The sequence below is a fragment of the Gardnerella sp. DNF00038 genome, from assembly GCF_049262855.1.
GTDB lineage: Bacteria > Actinomycetota > Actinomycetes > Actinomycetales > Bifidobacteriaceae > Bifidobacterium > Bifidobacterium vaginale.
The window spans coordinates 717,464-735,903 of record NZ_CP058407.1 but is presented as its reverse complement, the minus strand read 5'-3'; the positions used below and the strand labels follow the sequence as shown (position 1 = coordinate 735,903).

At 38.4% G+C, this 18,440-nt stretch carries 13 protein-coding genes; 4 read left to right on the top strand and 9 right to left on the bottom strand.

Going from position 1 to position 18,440, the window contains the following annotated elements; all coding sequences use genetic code 11:
• Positions 1–53: 53 nt before the first annotated feature.
• Together HXT19_RS02795 and HXT19_RS02790 are read left to right on the top strand one after the other, a co-directional pair.
• A complete protein-coding gene (locus HXT19_RS02795) occupies positions 54–1,058 on the top strand; it encodes an ABC transporter substrate-binding protein (RefSeq protein ID WP_004111826.1) in 1,005 nt (334 codons plus the stop codon).
• Between the two features lie 58 nt (positions 1,059–1,116).
• Complete coding sequence (locus HXT19_RS02790) at positions 1,117–1,857, top strand: ABC transporter ATP-binding protein (protein ID WP_004111829.1); 741 nt, start codon at positions 1,117–1,119, stop codon at positions 1,855–1,857.
• Positions 1,858–1,890: 33 nt separating this feature from the next.
• On the opposite strand, the gene mfd is transcribed toward HXT19_RS02790, so the two are convergent.
• The 3 genes from mfd to HXT19_RS02775 all read right to left on the bottom strand — a co-directional run bounded on the left by mfd (position 1,891) and on the right by HXT19_RS02775 (position 7,299).
• The gene (gene mfd, locus HXT19_RS02785) at positions 1,891–5,493 is read right to left on the bottom strand and encodes a transcription-repair coupling factor (protein ID WP_004138191.1); all 3,603 of its coding nucleotides are present in this window, start codon (positions 5,491–5,493) and stop codon (positions 1,891–1,893) included.
• Positions 5,483–6,082, bottom strand: a complete 600-nt coding sequence (pth, locus tag HXT19_RS02780) for an aminoacyl-tRNA hydrolase (protein WP_004111835.1) — start codon at positions 6,080–6,082, stop codon at positions 5,483–5,485. The genes mfd and pth overlap by 11 nt, the downstream gene beginning before the upstream one ends.
• A gap of 164 nt (positions 6,083–6,246) precedes the next feature.
• The gene (locus HXT19_RS02775) at positions 6,247–7,299 is read right to left on the bottom strand and encodes an ABC transporter substrate-binding protein (protein ID WP_064623334.1); all 1,053 of its coding nucleotides are present in this window, start codon (positions 7,297–7,299) and stop codon (positions 6,247–6,249) included.
• Between the two features lie 314 nt (positions 7,300–7,613).
• Between HXT19_RS02775 and HXT19_RS02770 the strand changes: the two genes are divergently transcribed.
• A complete protein-coding gene (locus tag HXT19_RS02770) occupies positions 7,614–8,405 on the top strand; it encodes an ABC transporter permease (RefSeq protein WP_004111838.1) in 792 nt (263 codons plus the stop codon).
• Positions 8,406–8,491: 86 nt separating this feature from the next.
• On the opposite strand, the gene HXT19_RS02765 is transcribed toward HXT19_RS02770, so the two are convergent.
• The 3 genes from HXT19_RS02765 to HXT19_RS02755 all read right to left on the bottom strand — a co-directional run bounded on the left by HXT19_RS02765 (position 8,492) and on the right by HXT19_RS02755 (position 14,182).
• The gene (locus tag HXT19_RS02765) at positions 8,492–12,046 is read right to left on the bottom strand and encodes a UPF0182 family protein (protein WP_032842024.1); all 3,555 of its coding nucleotides are present in this window, start codon (positions 12,044–12,046) and stop codon (positions 8,492–8,494) included.
• Between the two features lie 132 nt (positions 12,047–12,178).
• On the bottom strand, positions 12,179–13,468 hold the full coding sequence (locus tag HXT19_RS02760) for a uracil-xanthine permease family protein (protein WP_004115278.1): 1,290 nt from the start codon (positions 13,466–13,468) through the stop codon (positions 12,179–12,181).
• Between the two features lie 345 nt (positions 13,469–13,813).
• Entirely contained in the window at positions 13,814–14,182 is a 369-nt protein-coding gene (locus tag HXT19_RS02755) for a DUF488 domain-containing protein (protein WP_004115283.1), read from the bottom strand.
• Between the two features lie 248 nt (positions 14,183–14,430).
• Here HXT19_RS02755 and HXT19_RS02750 point away from each other — a divergent pair, with 248 nt between their 5' ends.
• Positions 14,431–15,492, top strand: a complete 1,062-nt coding sequence (locus tag HXT19_RS02750; protein ID WP_020759525.1) for a YeiH family protein — start codon at positions 14,431–14,433, stop codon at positions 15,490–15,492.
• 80 nt (positions 15,493–15,572) lie between these two features.
• Here HXT19_RS02750 and HXT19_RS02745 read toward each other — a convergent pair whose 3' ends face one another.
• The 3 genes from HXT19_RS02745 to proC all read right to left on the bottom strand — a co-directional run bounded on the left by HXT19_RS02745 (position 15,573) and on the right by proC (position 18,393).
• Positions 15,573–16,328, bottom strand: coding sequence for a L,D-transpeptidase (locus HXT19_RS02745; protein WP_075038632.1), 756 nt, complete (start codon positions 16,326–16,328; stop codon positions 15,573–15,575).
• 115 nt (positions 16,329–16,443) lie between these two features.
• Positions 16,444–17,532: a redox-regulated ATPase YchF gene (gene ychF, locus HXT19_RS02740; RefSeq protein ID WP_075038631.1), complete on the bottom strand. Its 1,089-nt coding sequence runs from the start codon at positions 17,530–17,532 to the stop codon at positions 16,444–16,446.
• A 57-nt stretch (positions 17,533–17,589) separates the two neighbouring features.
• Positions 17,590–18,393 (bottom strand): pyrroline-5-carboxylate reductase, encoded by an 804-nt coding sequence (gene proC / locus HXT19_RS02735; protein ID WP_075038630.1) that lies wholly within the window; start codon positions 18,391–18,393, stop codon positions 17,590–17,592.
• Positions 18,394–18,440: the final 47 nt, after the last annotated feature.

The window sequence follows — 18,440 nt, the reverse complement described above, 5'->3', positions numbered from 1 at the left end:
AACCAAATAAACCAAATAAGAAAAACACAAAATAAAGGTAAAGGAGCCAAATCATGGCTAATTTCAAAATACAAATTGCTAGCAAACGCTCTATTGCAGCAATATGCGCTTTTTGCGCAACTATCGCCCTTGCATCTTGCGGCGGAGCTCAAAAACCTGCAAATAACTCCCAATCTTCTAGCAAAGATACGGGAATAATGAGGGTTGCTTATCTTTCTACAGCAAACTATTTAACAACGTTAAAAAATGAAAAATTCCTTCAGGAAGAATTTGGAAAAGCAAAAGTCACCTATACTGGACCATACACTCCAGTTGATGGTCTTACCGCAGTTATGAGCGGAAGCGCTGATGCAACAACTACTGGAACTGGACGATTTATTGATTTGATTGCAGAAGGTCAACCTTGGGTTGCATTTGCGCTCGAATATTACAATGGTGATTCTCAAGGAATCGTTGCATCCGCAAAAAGCGGCGCAAAAACACTAAAAGACTTATATGGAAAGAAAGTTGCTATTATTCACAACGGTGATACTGGCGATTACATGCTTCACCGCGCATTCGATAAAAGCGGATTAGACGTTTCTAAAGTGCATAAAGTAGAGATGAGCCCTAAGAACTTCCAGGCAGCATTTACATCTGGACAGATTGATGCAATTTCCTCATTCGATCAGAATCTTGCTGCAGCGATGACAACCCCTGGGTCAAAATTACTTGTTAACGCTAAAAAGTATGGCAACATGAATGTTACCATTCACATTGTTTCTAGAAAATTTGCTAAGAAGCATCCTGAGCTCGTTAAAAAAATGTATAACGCCCTTGTTCGCGAAGCTAATAAGTCGCATAAAGAAAAGAATGTTATTGGGAATGCTTATAAGCAACTTGGAGCAAGCGATACAATCATTAAGCAGATTGAAAAATTCGATAATCCAACAATTAAGCCAATCGATAAGAAAGGCTTAGAAATGATGAAGGTTCAGGCAAAAGAATACGTAAAATATGGTTTAATTAAGCAAGCTCCAACAAACTTGGATGATTCCGTAATGGATTGCAGCAAGTAACCTAAATCTTTAAAATACGCTAAATAATTTTCAAAATCAAAACACAGTAGGAGTTAATATGAACATTCAAAACAATGAAAATAATGCTAATAATGTCAACAATTCCTACTGTGTTTCTTTAACGCATATTGAAGTAGCATTTGACGACACTTATAAGGTTTTGAAAGATATTAATTTAAACATTAAGCAAGGCGAGTTTGTCTCACTTATTGGCAGATCAGGTTGCGGAAAAACAACGCTTCTTAAAGTAATATCTGGTTTATTAAAACCTACAAGCGGCAGTATAAACGTTACAGACATGCAGGCTATAGGATTCCAAGATGCAAGATTAATCCCATGGCTAAAAATTGGTGAAAACGTTGTTTTTGGTCTTTCAGACAGTAAAAACAATCTTAAAAAACTTGCAAATAATGCTCTTAGCAAAATGCAATTAGAAGAATACGCCAATAAATGGCCTTCTCAACTTTCTGGCGGTCAAGCTCAACGCGTCTCTTTAGCTAGAGCATTAGTAAGAAACCCAGAGCTATTGCTTTTAGACGAACCTTTCGGCGCATTAGATGCTTTAACAAGACTAGACATGCAAGATCTTCTAGCTAAGCTAAGAACACAAAACGGCTGGAGCACAATCATGGTTACTCACGATATTGCGGAAGCTGTAAGATTATCAGATCGTATTCTAATGCTTCAAAATGGCGTAATATCAAGGCAATGGAATATCGATAGGAGCAGTGTTGATTCGCAAGGAAGACCTACAAATCATGTTTCTATTGAAGATGATTTAAGACTTGCCTTAAAGTGACATGTCCACTATTTAAAATTCACCTATTAATTTTTACCAATCAATGTCTTCTAAAAGTTGCTTAGCCCATTCGACTATCTCTTTTTCACTCATAGACGATGAATCCCCTAAAACAGACGCAAAAGGAGATGGAAAAATCATTGTGTGGGTTACAGGCTTAAACTGTGCTCCCCTGTAGATCCTACTCAAACGCATCCAAACAGATTGAGCTGGATCTACGCCAATAACGCGCACAGTTTTACCTTGCATGCTTATTTGATTAATACCCATTTGTTTAGCTTTAAAACGTAATCTTGCAACATCAAATAATGTTTGTAAGGATTTAGGAGGATTTCCATATCTATCGCTTAACTCATTGAAAATCTCTTTTAAGTCTTCATCATTCTGAGCCTCAGCAAGCTTCCTATAAGCTTCCAAACGTAATTTATCTGAATCAATATAAGATACTGGAATTGAGGCTTCTATTGGCAAATCAATAGAAACAGATATGGACTCTTTATGATCTGGTTCCTTATATTTTTCAACAGCTTCAGATACCATCCGAACATATAAATCGAATCCGACTCCTTCAATATGCCCACTCTGAGCATCTCCAAGCAAATTGCCAGTTCCGCGCAATTCCAAATCCTTCATAGCAACATCAAAACCAGAGCCAAGAGCAGTATATTGAGCGATTGTTGCAAGCCTGTCGTGAGCCTGCTGAGTCATAGGCTTAGTAGGATCGTACAAAAAGTATGCGTATGCGCGCTCACGACCTCTGCCAACTCGTCCTCGTAATTGATGAAGCTGACTTAAGCCGAATCTGTCAGCGTGATCTACAATAAGCGTATTTGCATTAGAAATATCTAATCCTGTTTCAATAATCGTAGTGCAAACAAGAACATCAATATCCCTATGCCAAAAATCACGAATAATAGTGTCAAGTTGTTTCTCGCCCATTTTTCCGTGCGCAATCGCCACTCGAGCATCTGGCACAAGTTTTTGAATATTAGAGGCAATTTTACTAATATCTTCTACGCGATTATGAACGTAAAATACTTGTCCTCCACGCAATAATTCACGTTTAACACAGGCTGCAACTTGTGCATCTTCATATGCTCCAACATAAGTCAAGACTGGTAGACGATCTTCTGGAGGCGTAGCAAGCGTAGACATTTCACGAATACCCGTAACAGCCATTTCAAGCGTTCTAGGAATAGGCGTTGCAGAAAGGCTAAGCACATCTACATTTGTTCGTAGAGCTTTTAAAGTTTCTTTATGTTCAACACCAAAACGTTGTTCTTCGTCTATAATCACTAATCCTAAATCTTTAAATTTTATATTTGGATTTAAAAGTTTATGAGTTCCAACAACAACATCTACTTGCCCTGATTCTATTCCTTGCATTGTAGCGTCTATTTCTTTTGCACTCTGGAATCTGCTCATTGCGGCAACTGTTACAGGGAAGCCAGAAAAACGGTTAGTAAAAGTCTCGTAATGCTGCTGAACCAAAAGAGTGGTTGGCGCTAGAACAACTACTTGTTTACCGTCTTGAACAGCTTTAAATGCAGCTCGAACAGCAATTTCCGTTTTGCCAAACCCAACATCTCCGCAAATCAACCTATCCATTGGAATTGGCTTCTGCATATCTTGTTTAACTTCGTCAATAGTAGTAAGCTGATCTGGCGTTTCTTGATACGGAAATGCATCTTCCAGCTCTTTTTGCCACGGAGTGTCAGAGCTGAAGGCAAAACCTTTAGTAGATGCTCTGGCTGAATATAACTTGATTAAATCTTCTGCAACTTCTTGAACATGCTTTCTAGCTTTTGCCTTTGTAGCAGCCCAATCTGATCCTCCAAGTTTGTTTAACTTTGGAATTTCAGCCCCAATATATTTGCTAACCAAGTCGAGTTGATCGGTTGGAATAAAAAGCTTGTCGGCAGGCGCATTACGTTTACTTGGTGCGTATTCAATTTCCAAGTATTCACGAGTAGCTTCTCCACTTGAGGTTTTTATATTTCGCTGCCTCATGCCTATAAATTTGCCGATTCCATGCTGATCGTGAACAACAAAATCGCCTGGTTTAAGATCTAGAAGGTCTATTGATTTTCGTCTTCTCCTAGGAGTTTTAAGCGCGCTTGCAGAAGATGTTTTTCCAGTCAAATCTCTTTCTGTAAGAATAGCGATTTTACTTTGTTCATCTATGAATCCGTCCACTATTTGCGATTGAATCGGTACAAAATCAAAAATTCCAGTTGATTGTATTGCGCGACTTAGTCTAGATAAGGTTCCATATGCGGATGCAATTATGTAAACTTTAAATCCGTTTGCTATAAGACCAGATATTCCACTAGAAATCTTTTCATTGTCTCCTCTAAATTCTTGAGGAGATTTAATGCTCAATCCTAGACGGCTATTTTTTACAATTTTATTTTCGTCAGATTCTTTAAGACCTACGGTTGCTTGCGACTTATCAGATCCAAAACTCGTTAAATTTATTACCTGATGATTCTTATTTTCTAAGCTTGCTAAAGTTTCATCAAAATCAAGAAAACTCGCCTGATCGAATGTGATTGGAGCACCTGCTCCTCTACCAGATGCAGCTACATGCCAGCTTGCTGCCAAAAATTCATTAGCAGTTCTACTTAAATCTTGAGCTGCGCGCCTACATTTTTCTGGGTCAGAGATCAATATTATAGAATTTTTTGGAAGCAGATTTTCTACTGGTTCCATTTTGTCAACTAATGCTGGAAGCAACGACTCCATACCTTCTACAGGTATTGCATTCGATATGGATTCCAACATTTCGTCAGCATTTTGAATTTTACCAATCAAAGATTTTGCACGATTTTGAATATCTTTTGTAAGCTGTAATTCTCTACAAGCAGTAGCCCAAATACTATTAATATTCTCACCGTATGTGCGCTGATCAGATGCATGAAACTGCTTAATCGTGTCGATTTCGTCTCCAAAAAATTCGATTCTAACAGGATGATTCATCGTTGGAGAAAAAACATCTATTATTCCACCTCTAACCGCAAATTCTCCACGATTCATAACCAACTCAACGCGATTATAAGAGTTTTCAACAAGACGTTTTACAGCAGAATCTATAGGAACTTCTTTACCACATTCAAAAACAAGAGGCTCCACGTCTGAAATATTTTCAACAACTGGCTGAATAATAGAACGAACTGGCATAACAAGCACACGAATTTGGCTAAACATTCTATTTTTGCCACTTTGAGGATGTTTTAATCTTCTAAAAACCGACATTCTACTTGCCACAGTGTCTGCTCTAGGAGAAAGACGCTCATGAGGAAGAGTCTCCCAAGCCTCGAGTTCGGCAATATCCTGAGGATCTCCATCATACCAATCGCGTATTGAAGAAACAGCGTCACTAGCATCTCTACCAGATGGAGTAATTAGAACAACAGGACTACTCTTTGATATTGCAGCTGCTATAGCAGGTCTAGAACCTAAAGGAGATGCTACAGTAAGCGGATTCGGAAAATCTAGCACGTTAGAAACTAAAGATTTAAACGCTTCATTTTTATCTAAAATATCTTTAAGTATATTTTCAAAAGAAACGTTAGAATTTATAAAATCTTTAGAATCTGACATATTGTTAGCAAAAAAATCAGATTTATTTGCCATTGAAATGCTCCTGAGTGGCGCTAAGTCCGCGGAAGATCACACTTTCTACTGCATCAGCACCATCTGCCAAAAAATTAGGAAGTTCAGATTTTTGCGCACCAGCAAAACCACCCAAAACCCAATTAACAGTATTATCATGCGCGTGCGCTCCGCGTTGAGCGTGCCCCACACCCATTCTCACACGAGCATATTGCGGAGTTCCAAGACTGCGATCAATAGAACGAATACCATTATGACCTCCAGCAGAACCGCCAGATTTTACTTTAATCCGACCAAAATCCAAATCCATATCGTCATGAATAATCACAATATGGTCAGTTTCAATCTGATAATACGAGCTTATTGACGAAACAGCAGCACCAGAATCGTTCATAAATGTGAGCGGCTTAGCGAGGAAAAACTTCGCCGATTTACCGTCTAAATTCATTACTCCCTTGCCTAATTTTGACAAGCCCTTATGGTCGGAAAAAGATATTGACCAACGCTCACTTAGCACGTCTGCAACCATAAATCCCATATTATGACGTGTACCTTCATACTTCGATCCAGGATTTCCAAGTCCTACAATCAGCCAAAAATCCGATGCCATAGCGCACACTCCAACTCATAAACTCAACAACAAAATGGGCGTACCGATTGAATACTACTTAAATACGTAGGCTCTCGATACGCCCTCATATACTGCGCACTATTCTACCAATAAGACGGTCATTGTTTAAATAATGCGGTTATTGTTTAAAATTTTCGCAAAAACTACTTTAAGAATTCGTCGGTGGATAATTCTTTAGCTTGAGGAGTTTTATGAGTTACCTTACCTTTTGCATCAGTGTAAGCTCCTCCTTGGCTTAAGAAGTTAAAGTAGTCTTGAGCACCTTTAACATCACTTGTGCCAAACACAAACTTGCCACTTTTAATATCTGCGTGGTTTCCCCAATACTGACCATCGACGATCAGTTTCATGCTGCGTTTAACAAATTTTGGATTAAGATTTGCGTCTTTAGCTTCTTTAACCAAAATGTCAGATGCTTCATCTGGGTGCGAATACGCGTATTCATACCCACGCTTTGCAGCTTTAACGAATGCGCGAACAAGCTTAGGATCACGTTTAATTGTTCGCTTATTAGTAATAATACCAATCGTATCTGGCTGACCAGGAACTCCATAATCTCTAGACCTAAAACAACGAAGCTTAGGACCGAACATATCTGCTTGGACACCTTCCCAAGTCGCATAAAACCCACCAAAATCTGCTTTTCCAGATTCAAGAGTACGGAAAGTTGAGGTTCCAACAGTAACTTTATCGAATTTACCCTTGCCACCATCATGCTGAATCATTCTGTTAATTACAACATCACTTTCTGCAGCACCAAAAGACGCGTAAGTTTTTCCATCAAAATCTTTAGGAGAATGAATCTTATTGTTTTTAGCAAGAGCACACCAAATTGCACTTGGTTTTTGCTGCACTTGCATAACCTGCTCAAGATTAGCTCCCTTTGTAGAAGAATCAGCAACATTAGTTAATGTAGTAAGGGCAAAATCAGCTGCACCACTGTCTACAGCATGTTCAGAACCAGTTGGAGCAACAGCAAGCATATCCACATCTAATCCTGCATCCTTAAACCAACCTTTATGTTTTGCAACATAGACACCAATATGATTAGTATCTGGTGCCCAAAAAAGCATAAAAGATACTTTACGAAGATTCGAATTTTGATTATTATCCTCAAATCCACATGCAGAAAGAGATAATACACAAAATGCAGAAAGAATAAACGCAAGACCACGCTTTAAAACACGCATATTCATGAGTTCCCTACTTTGTTTTTACTTACCATTTTCTGGGAAATGCAGCACAGACTTGGCAGAAAACGGTATCAAGGGCCTAGCCCGCGCCGTTCAATGCCCCCTATCAAGCTAAGAGTTTGACTAGGTTTGCCACACATTGACTCACGAAACATTTTGATTATGCACGATTCAATCGACAAATTAATAATCATGTTACAAACATAAGATTCTGATAGAATACACGTGCTATTCTTATTTCTGAATTTATGCGATTGGGGCAGCAGTCGCTATTTTTATATCACTAGTTTAATATTCAAGAAAAGGATTGAAAATAAATGACGCAATCGCGTTTAAAGACTACGCTTGCAAAGTGTCTGCCAACTGTAATATCAATAGCAATTGTGCTGATTCTATGGCAATTTGCTTGCCAACACTATAAGATATCGCCAAATCTTATTCCTGCACCAACTTCTATTGCTCAAGACACAATTGAATCATTCCCTACTTTATTGCCTGCTGCACTAATAACAACTCAAGAAACAGTTATTGGCTTTGCACTAGCAATAATATGCGGAATTCTTCTGGGCGTATTTTTCCATGTTTCTAAGCTAGTTAAGTCTGCTTTATTCCCACTACTGTGCGCGGCTCAAACTATGCCTTTAATTTCTATTGCACCAATTTTCTTGATTTGGTTTGGATTTGAAATGTCTGGAAAAATAGTAATAGTAATGATTTTTAGTATGTTTCCTATTGCTGTTCAAACTGTTCGAGGATTAGACGCAGTTCCTAGTTTTTATACCGATGTTGCATTAACTTGTGGAGCTAATGCTACTTGGACTTTGTGGCATGTTAAGTTGCGCGTAGCGGCTAGGCAAATTTTCGGAGGAATTAAAATTAGCGCAGCATATGTTTTGGGAACAGCTGCTACAGCAGAATATTTAGGAGCTAGAAACGGCTTAGGTATTTGGCTTCAATCCGCATATAACTCTTTTAGAACTCCACTTATTTTTTCAGCAACTATAGCAATAATAATTCTTACAGCTCTTCTAATGCTTGTTATAAATACAGCTGAAAAACTTCTTCTAGGTCCTGTGGAAGACGATGAAGATCCAGATAATCAACTGTAAAACTGATATATAAAATTAATGCCGAGCATAATGTAATCGATTATGTTCGGCATTAATTTTTATTGTTCCAAAACTGTCTTCTAATTCTACTTAACAGCTTCTTCACTCATTGCATCATTAATAGCATCGCTAAGCTCTTTTTGAGCCTTTCCATATGCTTGCCAATTCCCTGATCTCATTGCAGAATCAGAATCCTTCAATGCTTGAGCTGCTCGTTTAAGTGCAATCCTAGCTTTTTCACTAATAGAATTAGATTTTGCAGGTGCATTTGCACTACTTTTAGCATCGCTCTTATTGGAATTATTTGCATTATTTTTATTGGAGACATTTTCATTTGAGCCAGAATTATTGGAAGCATCGCCAGCGTTTGCGCCGGAGTTTCCTCCAAACACTTGGTTTAACGCTTCATCCAAAGTGTCAGCAAATCCAACTTGATCTCCAAAAGCAACCAATACTTTCTTAAGCAATGGATAGCTCGTAGAACCGCTAGATTGTACGTAAACAGGCTCTACGTAAACCAATCCTCCACCAAGAGGCAATGTAAGCAAGTTTCCACGCTTAACTTTGGTTGAGCCAGATTCAAGCAAATTCAACTCTTTAGAAACATTTGCATTAGCATTAAAGTTGTTTTGAGCTTGACCAGGTCCTGGAACATTTGAAACTTTAGGTAACTCTTGAAGTCTTAGTTTGCCATAATTTTCGCTTACTTTTCCAGCAACATTTCCAGCATCGGAATCTACAGACAAGAATCCAGTTAGGATTTCTCGAGTGATTTTTCCAGCAGGAATATATGTGGAAACAAGCGAAAATACTGGTTTGTTTGCTCCTCTAGTTTGCAAAGTCAAATAGTATGGAGGTTGCAAAATATCTTCTCGCTGAAGACTTTGAGATTCTGTAGGATCTACTGGAGTCTGCCAGAAGTCTTCTCCCGAGAAGAACTGACTTGCGCTGTCAACATGATACTTTGCAAGCAAATGCCTTTGCACTTTAAACAAGCTTTCTGGATATCGAATATGACTCATCAAATCGCCAGAAATCTTAGAAATATCGTGATAATGACCTGGGAATATTGATCTCCAAGCCTTAATCACAGGGTCCTTTTTATCCCAAACATACAAATCAACCGAACCGTCGTAAGCATCAACAGTAGCTTTAACTGAATTGCGAATATAGTTTGCTCGCTGATTCGTTAAGCCTTTAATAGAACGAGATGTTGTGGTTGTAGAATCCTGAGTCACCTGACCAAAATCAGTCATTTGCGAATATGGGTAAGAATCGGACGTTGTGTATCCGTCAACAATCCACTTAACTCGTCCGTCAACAACCGCTGGATAAACGCGTCCATCTAAAGTCAAGTATGGAGCAACTTTAGAAACGCGAGTCTTAGGATCACGATCATACAAAATCTGCGAATCAGAAGTAACTCTATCAGAGAACAGAATCTGATCTGACTCAAAACGAATAGCGTGCAACAACCTAGAGAAGAAGTTTCCTACTCTTGGTCCACCATTTCCCTTAAACGTTGTTAAAGCACCATTTGAACCAGTTGGATAATCAAATTCCCAAGAAGCAGTGCCTTTTGGAGAACCAACAATAGAATACTTTGGAGCATTTGGCGAGAAGTAAATACGCGGCTCATACTTCTTCAACTTTGTAAGCTTTCCTTGAGTTGGAATTCCATACTCCATAAATTGCGGCTGACCATCTGCAGTAACCTTATTTCCGTATGCTGCAACCACGCCATATCCGTGCGTGTAAACAGTATGGTCATTAACCCAATTTCGATTATCGTTTCCAGCTAAATCAAGCTCTCTTGCAGCAATAACCGTGTCTTGACTCACGCCATCAATGTCATACTTATCTACAGAAAGAGTATCTGCAAAAGTATAGTATTGCTTAGATTGCTGCAATTGGCGGAATGTTGGAGAAGTAACTTGAGGGTCTAAAAGCCTGATTTGTGCAGTAGACTCCGCTTCTTTTGCAAGCGCTCCCGACTTTCCTTCCGAAGTAGCGTTATACGATTCTTTTTTAACATTATTTAAGCCATACGCAAACTTAGTTGCATCAATATTTCGCTGAATATAAGTGGCTTCTAATTCTTGAGCATTCGGTGCTACCTTAAAACGTTGCAAAAGAGCAGGCCAAGCAAAAGACAAAACCATAGCGCATACGACTAAAGACGCAACAGCTATAGCAGGCGTGCGCCAAGCTTTAACAGCTACAGCAAAACGCGTACCGATTTTTACATTTCCATTAAGAGCATGAGACTTTAGCAACCACGCTGTTATAACAATTCCAACAATTAGTGTTATTACAGCCATTGCAATGCTGGAAGGAACGCCAGCATTCATATCTGTGTAAGATCCGCCAGTAATCTTAGAACCATCCAAATTTACAATCGCAAATACATCTAATATTTGCAAAACGGACCAGAAAATAATAACGAGCATAAACCATGCAGAAATTTGGCGCCTTGCACTTTTAGTTATGTTAAAAATGCCCTTGCCTCCTACAGGCAGCGTAATCCTTACAGCTCCCATTAAAGCGTTTGTTATAACGCTAAATAGCAAAGAAACAGCAAGAAGAACAATAAACGCTCTAGTAAAAAGACGCAATCCTGGCAAAACAAACACGTAAAAACCGTTATCAAATCCAAATTGCGGATCTTTAATACCAAATGATTGGTAGTTAAACATAAGCAAAATTTGCACCCAATGATTGTAGAATTGCATTCCAAACACAGCGCCTACAATCAAAGACACAACTCCTGCAACATGCATTGCAAGCTTAGAACTTATTCCCTTTTTAGTGTCTAAAATATTGCCTTTTTCTTTAACATATACGCCATCTTCGCTTCCAGGGCGTTTTTTAATCGCAATATATGCAGACAAATACCCAAACGCAGCCATAAGCAGAGCGTACAAAGCCCAAACGCCGATTTTAGCAGCTAGTTGAATCCAGATTACGCTCTCGAATCCAAGTTGCGCATACCACATGCAATCTGTAATAAAAGTAGAAAAACCAAAAATAATTGAGCATATAAAAGCTATTGCTACTACTATTGCAACAATAATCCAACGCCATTTTCTTGATTTTCCAACAAACTTATTTACATCAAAATCTATTCTCATATAGCGATTATTCTCCTTACTGTTTGAGCTTTTATTATCGCTTTTATTGCTTTTACTATCTTTACTATCTTCGCTAGCATCGCTAGTATCGCTATTTTTGGGCGAGTCACCTTCGTTTTCTAGTTTTTTCTTAGCTTCTAATATATCGCTAAAGAGGTCACCAAGGTCATCATCGTCACTATAATAGTCTGCCAAATCTTTTATTTTTTTTGCAAACTTTGAAGAAGTCTTATCTTTGTTTTCACTATTAGACTCATCTTTAGAAGCATCTTTATCAACAACATTGACACTGCTATTATCTTCATCAATGCTTTCTACAACTACATCTTGGTCAATAGAATCATCTGCAGAAGTATCGGCAAAATCATTATTTTGATTGCTCTTTTTCTTTCCATCGCTTGAATAATCAGAACGCTTATACACCTTAGTGTTTTCAGGTTTTTTAGCCATATACGCGCCAAAAGCAGCCCGTGCAACGCCAATGATTATTTCTATGATGACTTTCGACATAAAGTTAATAATACTATATTAATTATTCCCAATCTACTTGTTGTGTAATCAAAAATAATTACAAAAAAGCGCGCTCACAAAGTAGCGAACGCGCCTAATTTGATTAAATTAAATCATATTGAAGCATTTATGCTAAGCAACATCTGGATCGTCTTTAGCGATTGTTCCAGTAAGCTTTCCAATTGCTTTCATAATGTGGTACACAACCAACACAACAACAGTGCCGATTGCAATACCGTTGAACTGAATTCCAGAAATAGCAAATTGGAAGTTGGCAATGCCAATAATCATAACGATTGCAGCAATCATAATGTTAACTGGCTTATCGAAGTTCACTTTGTTTTCTACCCAAATGCGCACGCCGATCATGCCAATCATGCCGTAAAGCAAAGTGGTTACGCCGCCCAAAACGCCTGCTGGAATGGAGTTTACGATTGCACCAAACTTTGGGCAGAGGCTTAATACGAATGCGAAGAATGCAGCGCACCAATAAGCGGCAGTAGAATACACTTTTGTTGCAGCCATAACGCCAATATTTTCGCCATATGTTGTAGTACCGCAGCCGCCAAAGCACCCAGCAATTGCAGTACCTAAGCCGTCTGCAAACAAAGCGGTACCAATCTTGGAATCGTAGTCGCGGCCAGTCATCTGAGCTACAGACTTAACGTGACCAACGTTTTCTGCAATAAGAACGAGCACAACTGGCAAGAACATAAGCAAAACAGAGAAGTCAACTTGCGGAGTGTGGAACTTAGGGAATCCAATCCAAGAAGCTTGCTCAATCTTACTAAAGTCAACTTGACCCTGGAAGCATGCGTAAGCGTAGCCAACAAGAACACCAAGCAAAATGTTTAAACGTCCAAGAAGACCGCGGAAAATTACTGCAATAAGCATAACTGCAACCAAAGTTACTAAAGCAGTATCTGGCGCCTTTTGGAAGTTACCCCAAACAGCTGGACCCAAGTTAAAGCCAATGATTGCAACGATTGCACCGTTAACAACAGGAGGCATAATAATGTCGATCCACTTTGCTCCTGCAAAATGCACAAGCACACCGATTAAAGCAAGAAGAATACCCGTGCACATAATGCCAAAGCTTGCTACAGCAATACCTTTATGCGCAGCAGTTACAGCCATAACAGGTGCTATAAGACCAAAAGAGCTTCCTAAATAACTAGGAAGCTTATTTGCGTTAATCAACAAGAACAGTGCTGTGGAAAGAGCCGTGAACATTAAAGTAGTAGACGGATCAAAGCCTGTAAGAATTGGCACTAAGAATGTTGCGCCAAACATAGCAATAACATGCTGAGCGCCAATACCAGCAGTACGAGTCCAAGTTAGACGCTCATCTGGCTCTACTACTTCTCCTGGCTTCAAAGTTTTTCCGTCACCATGAAGCTGCCATGTAAACAACGATTTCATCGTTTTCTCCTTGTGTAAAACGAGTTCGTATATATGTTTGTAGTCGAACAACTACAAAAAACAAGCGCCAGCTTAAAAAAAAAAAAACAAGCACTACTCGAGCGCAGGTTTGGCAGCTTCCGCAGAGGTCGCCATCAACCGCCGCCCCTTAGCCAAATGGTCATTCTAATGTACTAATCATAAAGTGTCGAGGCAATTTTAAAAATAACAAATTTACATGTGATTTTCATTGAAATATCAAGGAAAATCGGTGTGTCGAAAACAGATAAAACACAACTAATTAATACTAATAAAAGTTTATACTTATAAACTTTTGCTTACGTATTAAATCTGCTTATTACAATCTTAATTTTGCAAAACATTTTGAATGTAATCTTTTAACACAATTGCATGATTTATACGCAGATCTTTCGCGCCATATAAAAACGTTACTTTTTTATTTTTTCTACATATATCTACGATTTGGTTTACACAATCTTGATTCTCGTCCAACTCTTCAATATAACGATTAGCAAATTCTTCGAAACGCTCAGACTTATGCCCAAACCATTTTCGCAAATCACTTGATGGAGCAATATCTTTACACCACAAATCAAGATTTGCCTTTTCTTTACTTATCCCTCTAGGCCACAATCTATCTACTAATACTCGCAAGCCATCATGTTCATCAGATGATTCATAAATGCGTTTAATTTGAATATTAATATTGCACATAATTACCTCATTACCTCTTTAACTACATATAATGATTACACAATTATGATTTTTTTCAACAAGATTTAATTAATCACAATCCGAATGGAACTAATACAAAACTACGATAGATTTTTATCGAATATGTTTTATTATGTGATTTTTATTTTTAGCGTGTTGCTTGTAATCAAGCCGAAATGCAAATAAATGTTTAAATTTTTTTGAATTTTTGTTCATTTTTGTCCGATTATGAGAGAATACTTAGCTAAATGGTTAATTTCTTTGATACATGGAAAAAGAAAATCTGCACCATCAACATGGCTCTTATAGCAGTGTTGACTCTTCTAGCTTCCTTAATTGGTAGCTGGCTCAAGCAGTTCCCAGGCTTAAGCCTTTTGGGAGCACTTATCATTGCGTTGCTTATTGGCATGGCCCTGCAGCTGCCTTTGCACGTATACAAGTTGAATAATGATTCTAGAAGAGCTGGAGTTAAATCTTCTGCTGGTCTAATTGCAAATAAACTACTTCGACTAGGTATTATTTTGCTAGGCTTTAAGCTAAATTTGCACGTTCTATTTACTCAAGGTTTAAAGTGCCTACCAATCGCAGCTGTACTCGTTGCTGTTATGGTTTGCGTTACTTATAACATTGCAAAACTTCTTAAAGTAAGTCCTCAGCTTGCAATGCTAACAGCAGGTGGAACAAGTATTTGCGGAGCGGCAGCTGTTATGGGTCTTTCTGGCTCCATGCCTGTACCTCCACAAGAAGAGGATGAAAAAGAACAAAACGAAGTTATGGCTGTTGCAACAGTTGCAATAATGGGCACAATTTATGCTTTGGCAGAAATCTTTATTCTTCCTCATTTTGGAATGACTAAGCAGCAGCTTGGAATTGCTGCTGGAGCGTCCCTTCACGAAATTGCACACGCTGTTGCAGCAGGCGGAGCTTTTGGGAGTATTGACGTTGCAACAATCATGAAGCTTACACGAGTTCTTATGCTTGTTCCTACATCAATCTTTATTGCAATTTGGTGGAATGCTCGTCACAGCCAAGTAGAAGATAACGGAAAGCGCAAAATCAACTTCCCATGGTTTATGCTTGGATTTATTGCAGCATCCGTTATTGGTACGTATGTGCCTTTTGTTTCGTCTTACGCATCCCTCCTTGTTGACGCAGGATACGTCTTCCTTGGAATGGCTATGGCTGCTCTTGGAATCAACGTAAACTTTAGAGTTATATTTAAGCAAGGAAAAGCAGCGTTCTTGGCAAGCTTCTTGGCTTCTATAGTGCTAGTTGTGTTAGCTTGTGGTGCAAGTATTTTGTTCTTCTAATAGAACAGACATCATAAAAGAAACAAGAGGATTCCCTTTAAGGGAATCCTCTTTGCATATATAATCAATAAATATTTCAGTTATTCAATGTGTACAGAAGTTCCATCTGGAATATACGAATAGAACCACTTAGAGTCAGGCACACTTAATCGAACACATCCATGAGATGCAGGAACACCCAGCTTTTGAGCCTCTGGAACAATATAATCACCAAAATTAAACCTGGTTGGCACAGAGTGGAATAAATATTCGGAACCTATAAAGCCAACCCAGTAGTCGCCACCCATCTTTTCTCTATCATTATAAAAATGGTCACCTCGCGCACCAATTTTATAATCACCTTTAGGAGTTGATTCATCCATTCCAGCACTAACAATCATCGTATAAACAAGATTATTATTCGCATAAATATAAACACGTTGTTTTTTAAGATTTACTTTTACGTGTAAATGATTTGCATCAACCCCAGAAAGATTCGGATACTGACCTCCTGTAGGAATTTTCCATAAATCAGAAGATTTAATTAATGGATTATCTAAAGACTTATTTGAATAATCTATCTTTGTTTTAGATTTTTTATTGTTTTTATTACTCTTATTGTTTTTGCGTTTTGAATAATAAGATTTTGTGTTATTAGAGATTCGACTATTTACTTCTTCAATAACATGAGATACTTGAAAACCAACAAAGCTGAAAAAGATTAAAATAACTAGAATAGTAGAAACGCGCTTATAGAAAATTTTGCGGTTTTCTGGAGATTTTAAGCTAATAATATATTTCACTAATCGCGCAATAAGTGACCTTAGAACGCTTCTTAAAGAATAAAATATATTCATAAAATCTCCATAAATAAACAAAATAAAAAGGCGCTACTTTGATACTATACTACAGTACCTAAGCAGCGCCGTTACACATTAATATGATTATTGTTTAGACAAATTGTTTAACTAATCACACATTAAACTTAAATTCAACAATATCTCCGTCTTGCATAACATAATCGCGGCCTTCAAGACGAAGCTTTCCTTCTTCCTTAATTTTAGCCATTGAGCCTTGAGCTTCAACAAAATCATCGTATGAAACAACTTCTGCTTTAATAAATCCACGCTCAAAATCAGTATGGATAACGCCTGCAGCTTGCGGAGCTGCCCAACCCTTATGAATTTGCCATGCATGAACTTCTTTAACGCCAGCCGTCAAATAGGTTTGAAGCCCTAGAATATCAAATCCGACTCGAGCAAGCTGATCTAATCCAGATTCTTGCAAGCCCGCATCAGCTAACATTTCTCGAGCATCTTCTTCATCAAGCTCAGTAAGCTCCGACTCAAATTGTGCGTTAAGGAAAATCGCCTTTGCAGGAGCTACAGATGCAGCTAGCTTAGACTTTAAAGAGTCATCCGAAAGCTCCGAATCGTCAACGTTAAACACGTAAATAAAAGGCTTAGCAGTAAGCAAGTGCAAATCGTAAACGTCGTCTTTATTAATCAACTTCTCATTATGAGCCTGATCAATTGTCTTGCCAGATTCAAGAATTTCCTTAGCTTTATTTACAGCATTCACGTATTCTTGAGTAACTTTTTTACCACGTAAATCTTTTTCTAACTTTGGCAAAGCATTCTCGATTGTTTGCAAATCAGCAAGAATAAGCTCCGTGTTGATTGTGTCAATATCGTCTGCTGGATCTACCTTGCCATTAACATGCACAATGTCATCATCGTTAAATGCACGAACAACTTCGCAAATGGCATCTGCTTCACGAATATTAGCAAGAAACTTGTTGCCCAAGCCTTCGCCTTCGCTTGCACCCTTAACGATTCCTGCAATATCAACAAATGTAACGGTTGCTGGAACTATTTTCTCGGTTTTAACAAGCTTCGCTAAAACAGGCAAACGTTTGTCTGGCAAAGGCACAATACCAGTATTTGGTTCGATTGTTGCAAACGGATAATTTTCTGCTAAAACGTTATTTCTTGTTAGAGCATTAAACATAGTCGATTTACCAACGTTAGGTAAACCTACGATTCCAATTGTTAAAGACATAATTACCTACTTTAGACCAGCTAGAGGAATTGACGACTCTACTATACTCGTATTGTTTTATTTTTGTTGAATTGCATCAACCGCGCTAATAACATCTCCCCTAAAACCACACGATTCTAGCTTTGAAACACCTCGAATTGTAGTGCCGCCAGGAGAACATACAGCGTCTTTCATAACGCCTGGATGAATGCGAGTATCCATATACAGAGCACCGACTCCCTCAATCATCTTTGCAGCCAAACGATATGCGCAATCTCGCTTTAGACCGTACTTTACGCCAGCATCCGCTAAAGCTTCCATGTACATAGCTGTAAAAGCTGGAGCGCAGCTAGAAACACACATTGCAATATTCATGTGCTCGCTATCTACTCGTTCAACTAAAGATATAGGCTCAAAAATCGCGCTAAAAGCTTCTAGTTGACTATCTGTTAGCGTATTTTCATTTTCTGCTAAAGTGACTCCTTGGCAAACTGCGATTGGCGTGTTTGGAATAATGCATTGCACGTGAACATTTTTTCCAAGTAGATTCTGGTAATGCTTAATAGTCCAGCCCGCTGCAACGGATATAATTGCTATTTTTCTATCCACAATAGTTTTTGCAATAGGCTGCAGAACTTCTTCAATCTGATTTGGTTTTACAGCCAGAATTAAAATATCACTAGCATCACAAACTTCACACGCGCTTTTTAACGCTTTTACTCCAAATTTGCTCGTAGTATTAACAAGTTTTTCAAAGTGGGCTGCGCATGCAACCATATCTTTTCCTTGCAAAACATTAGCGCGAATCAAGCCTTGCGCAATCGCTTGAGCCATGTTTCCAAAGCCAATAAATCCAACGGTTCCAATTGAGTTAGAACTCATTAACAAATCTCCCTAATAAGTAAACAATAAACTAAACACTAACTTTT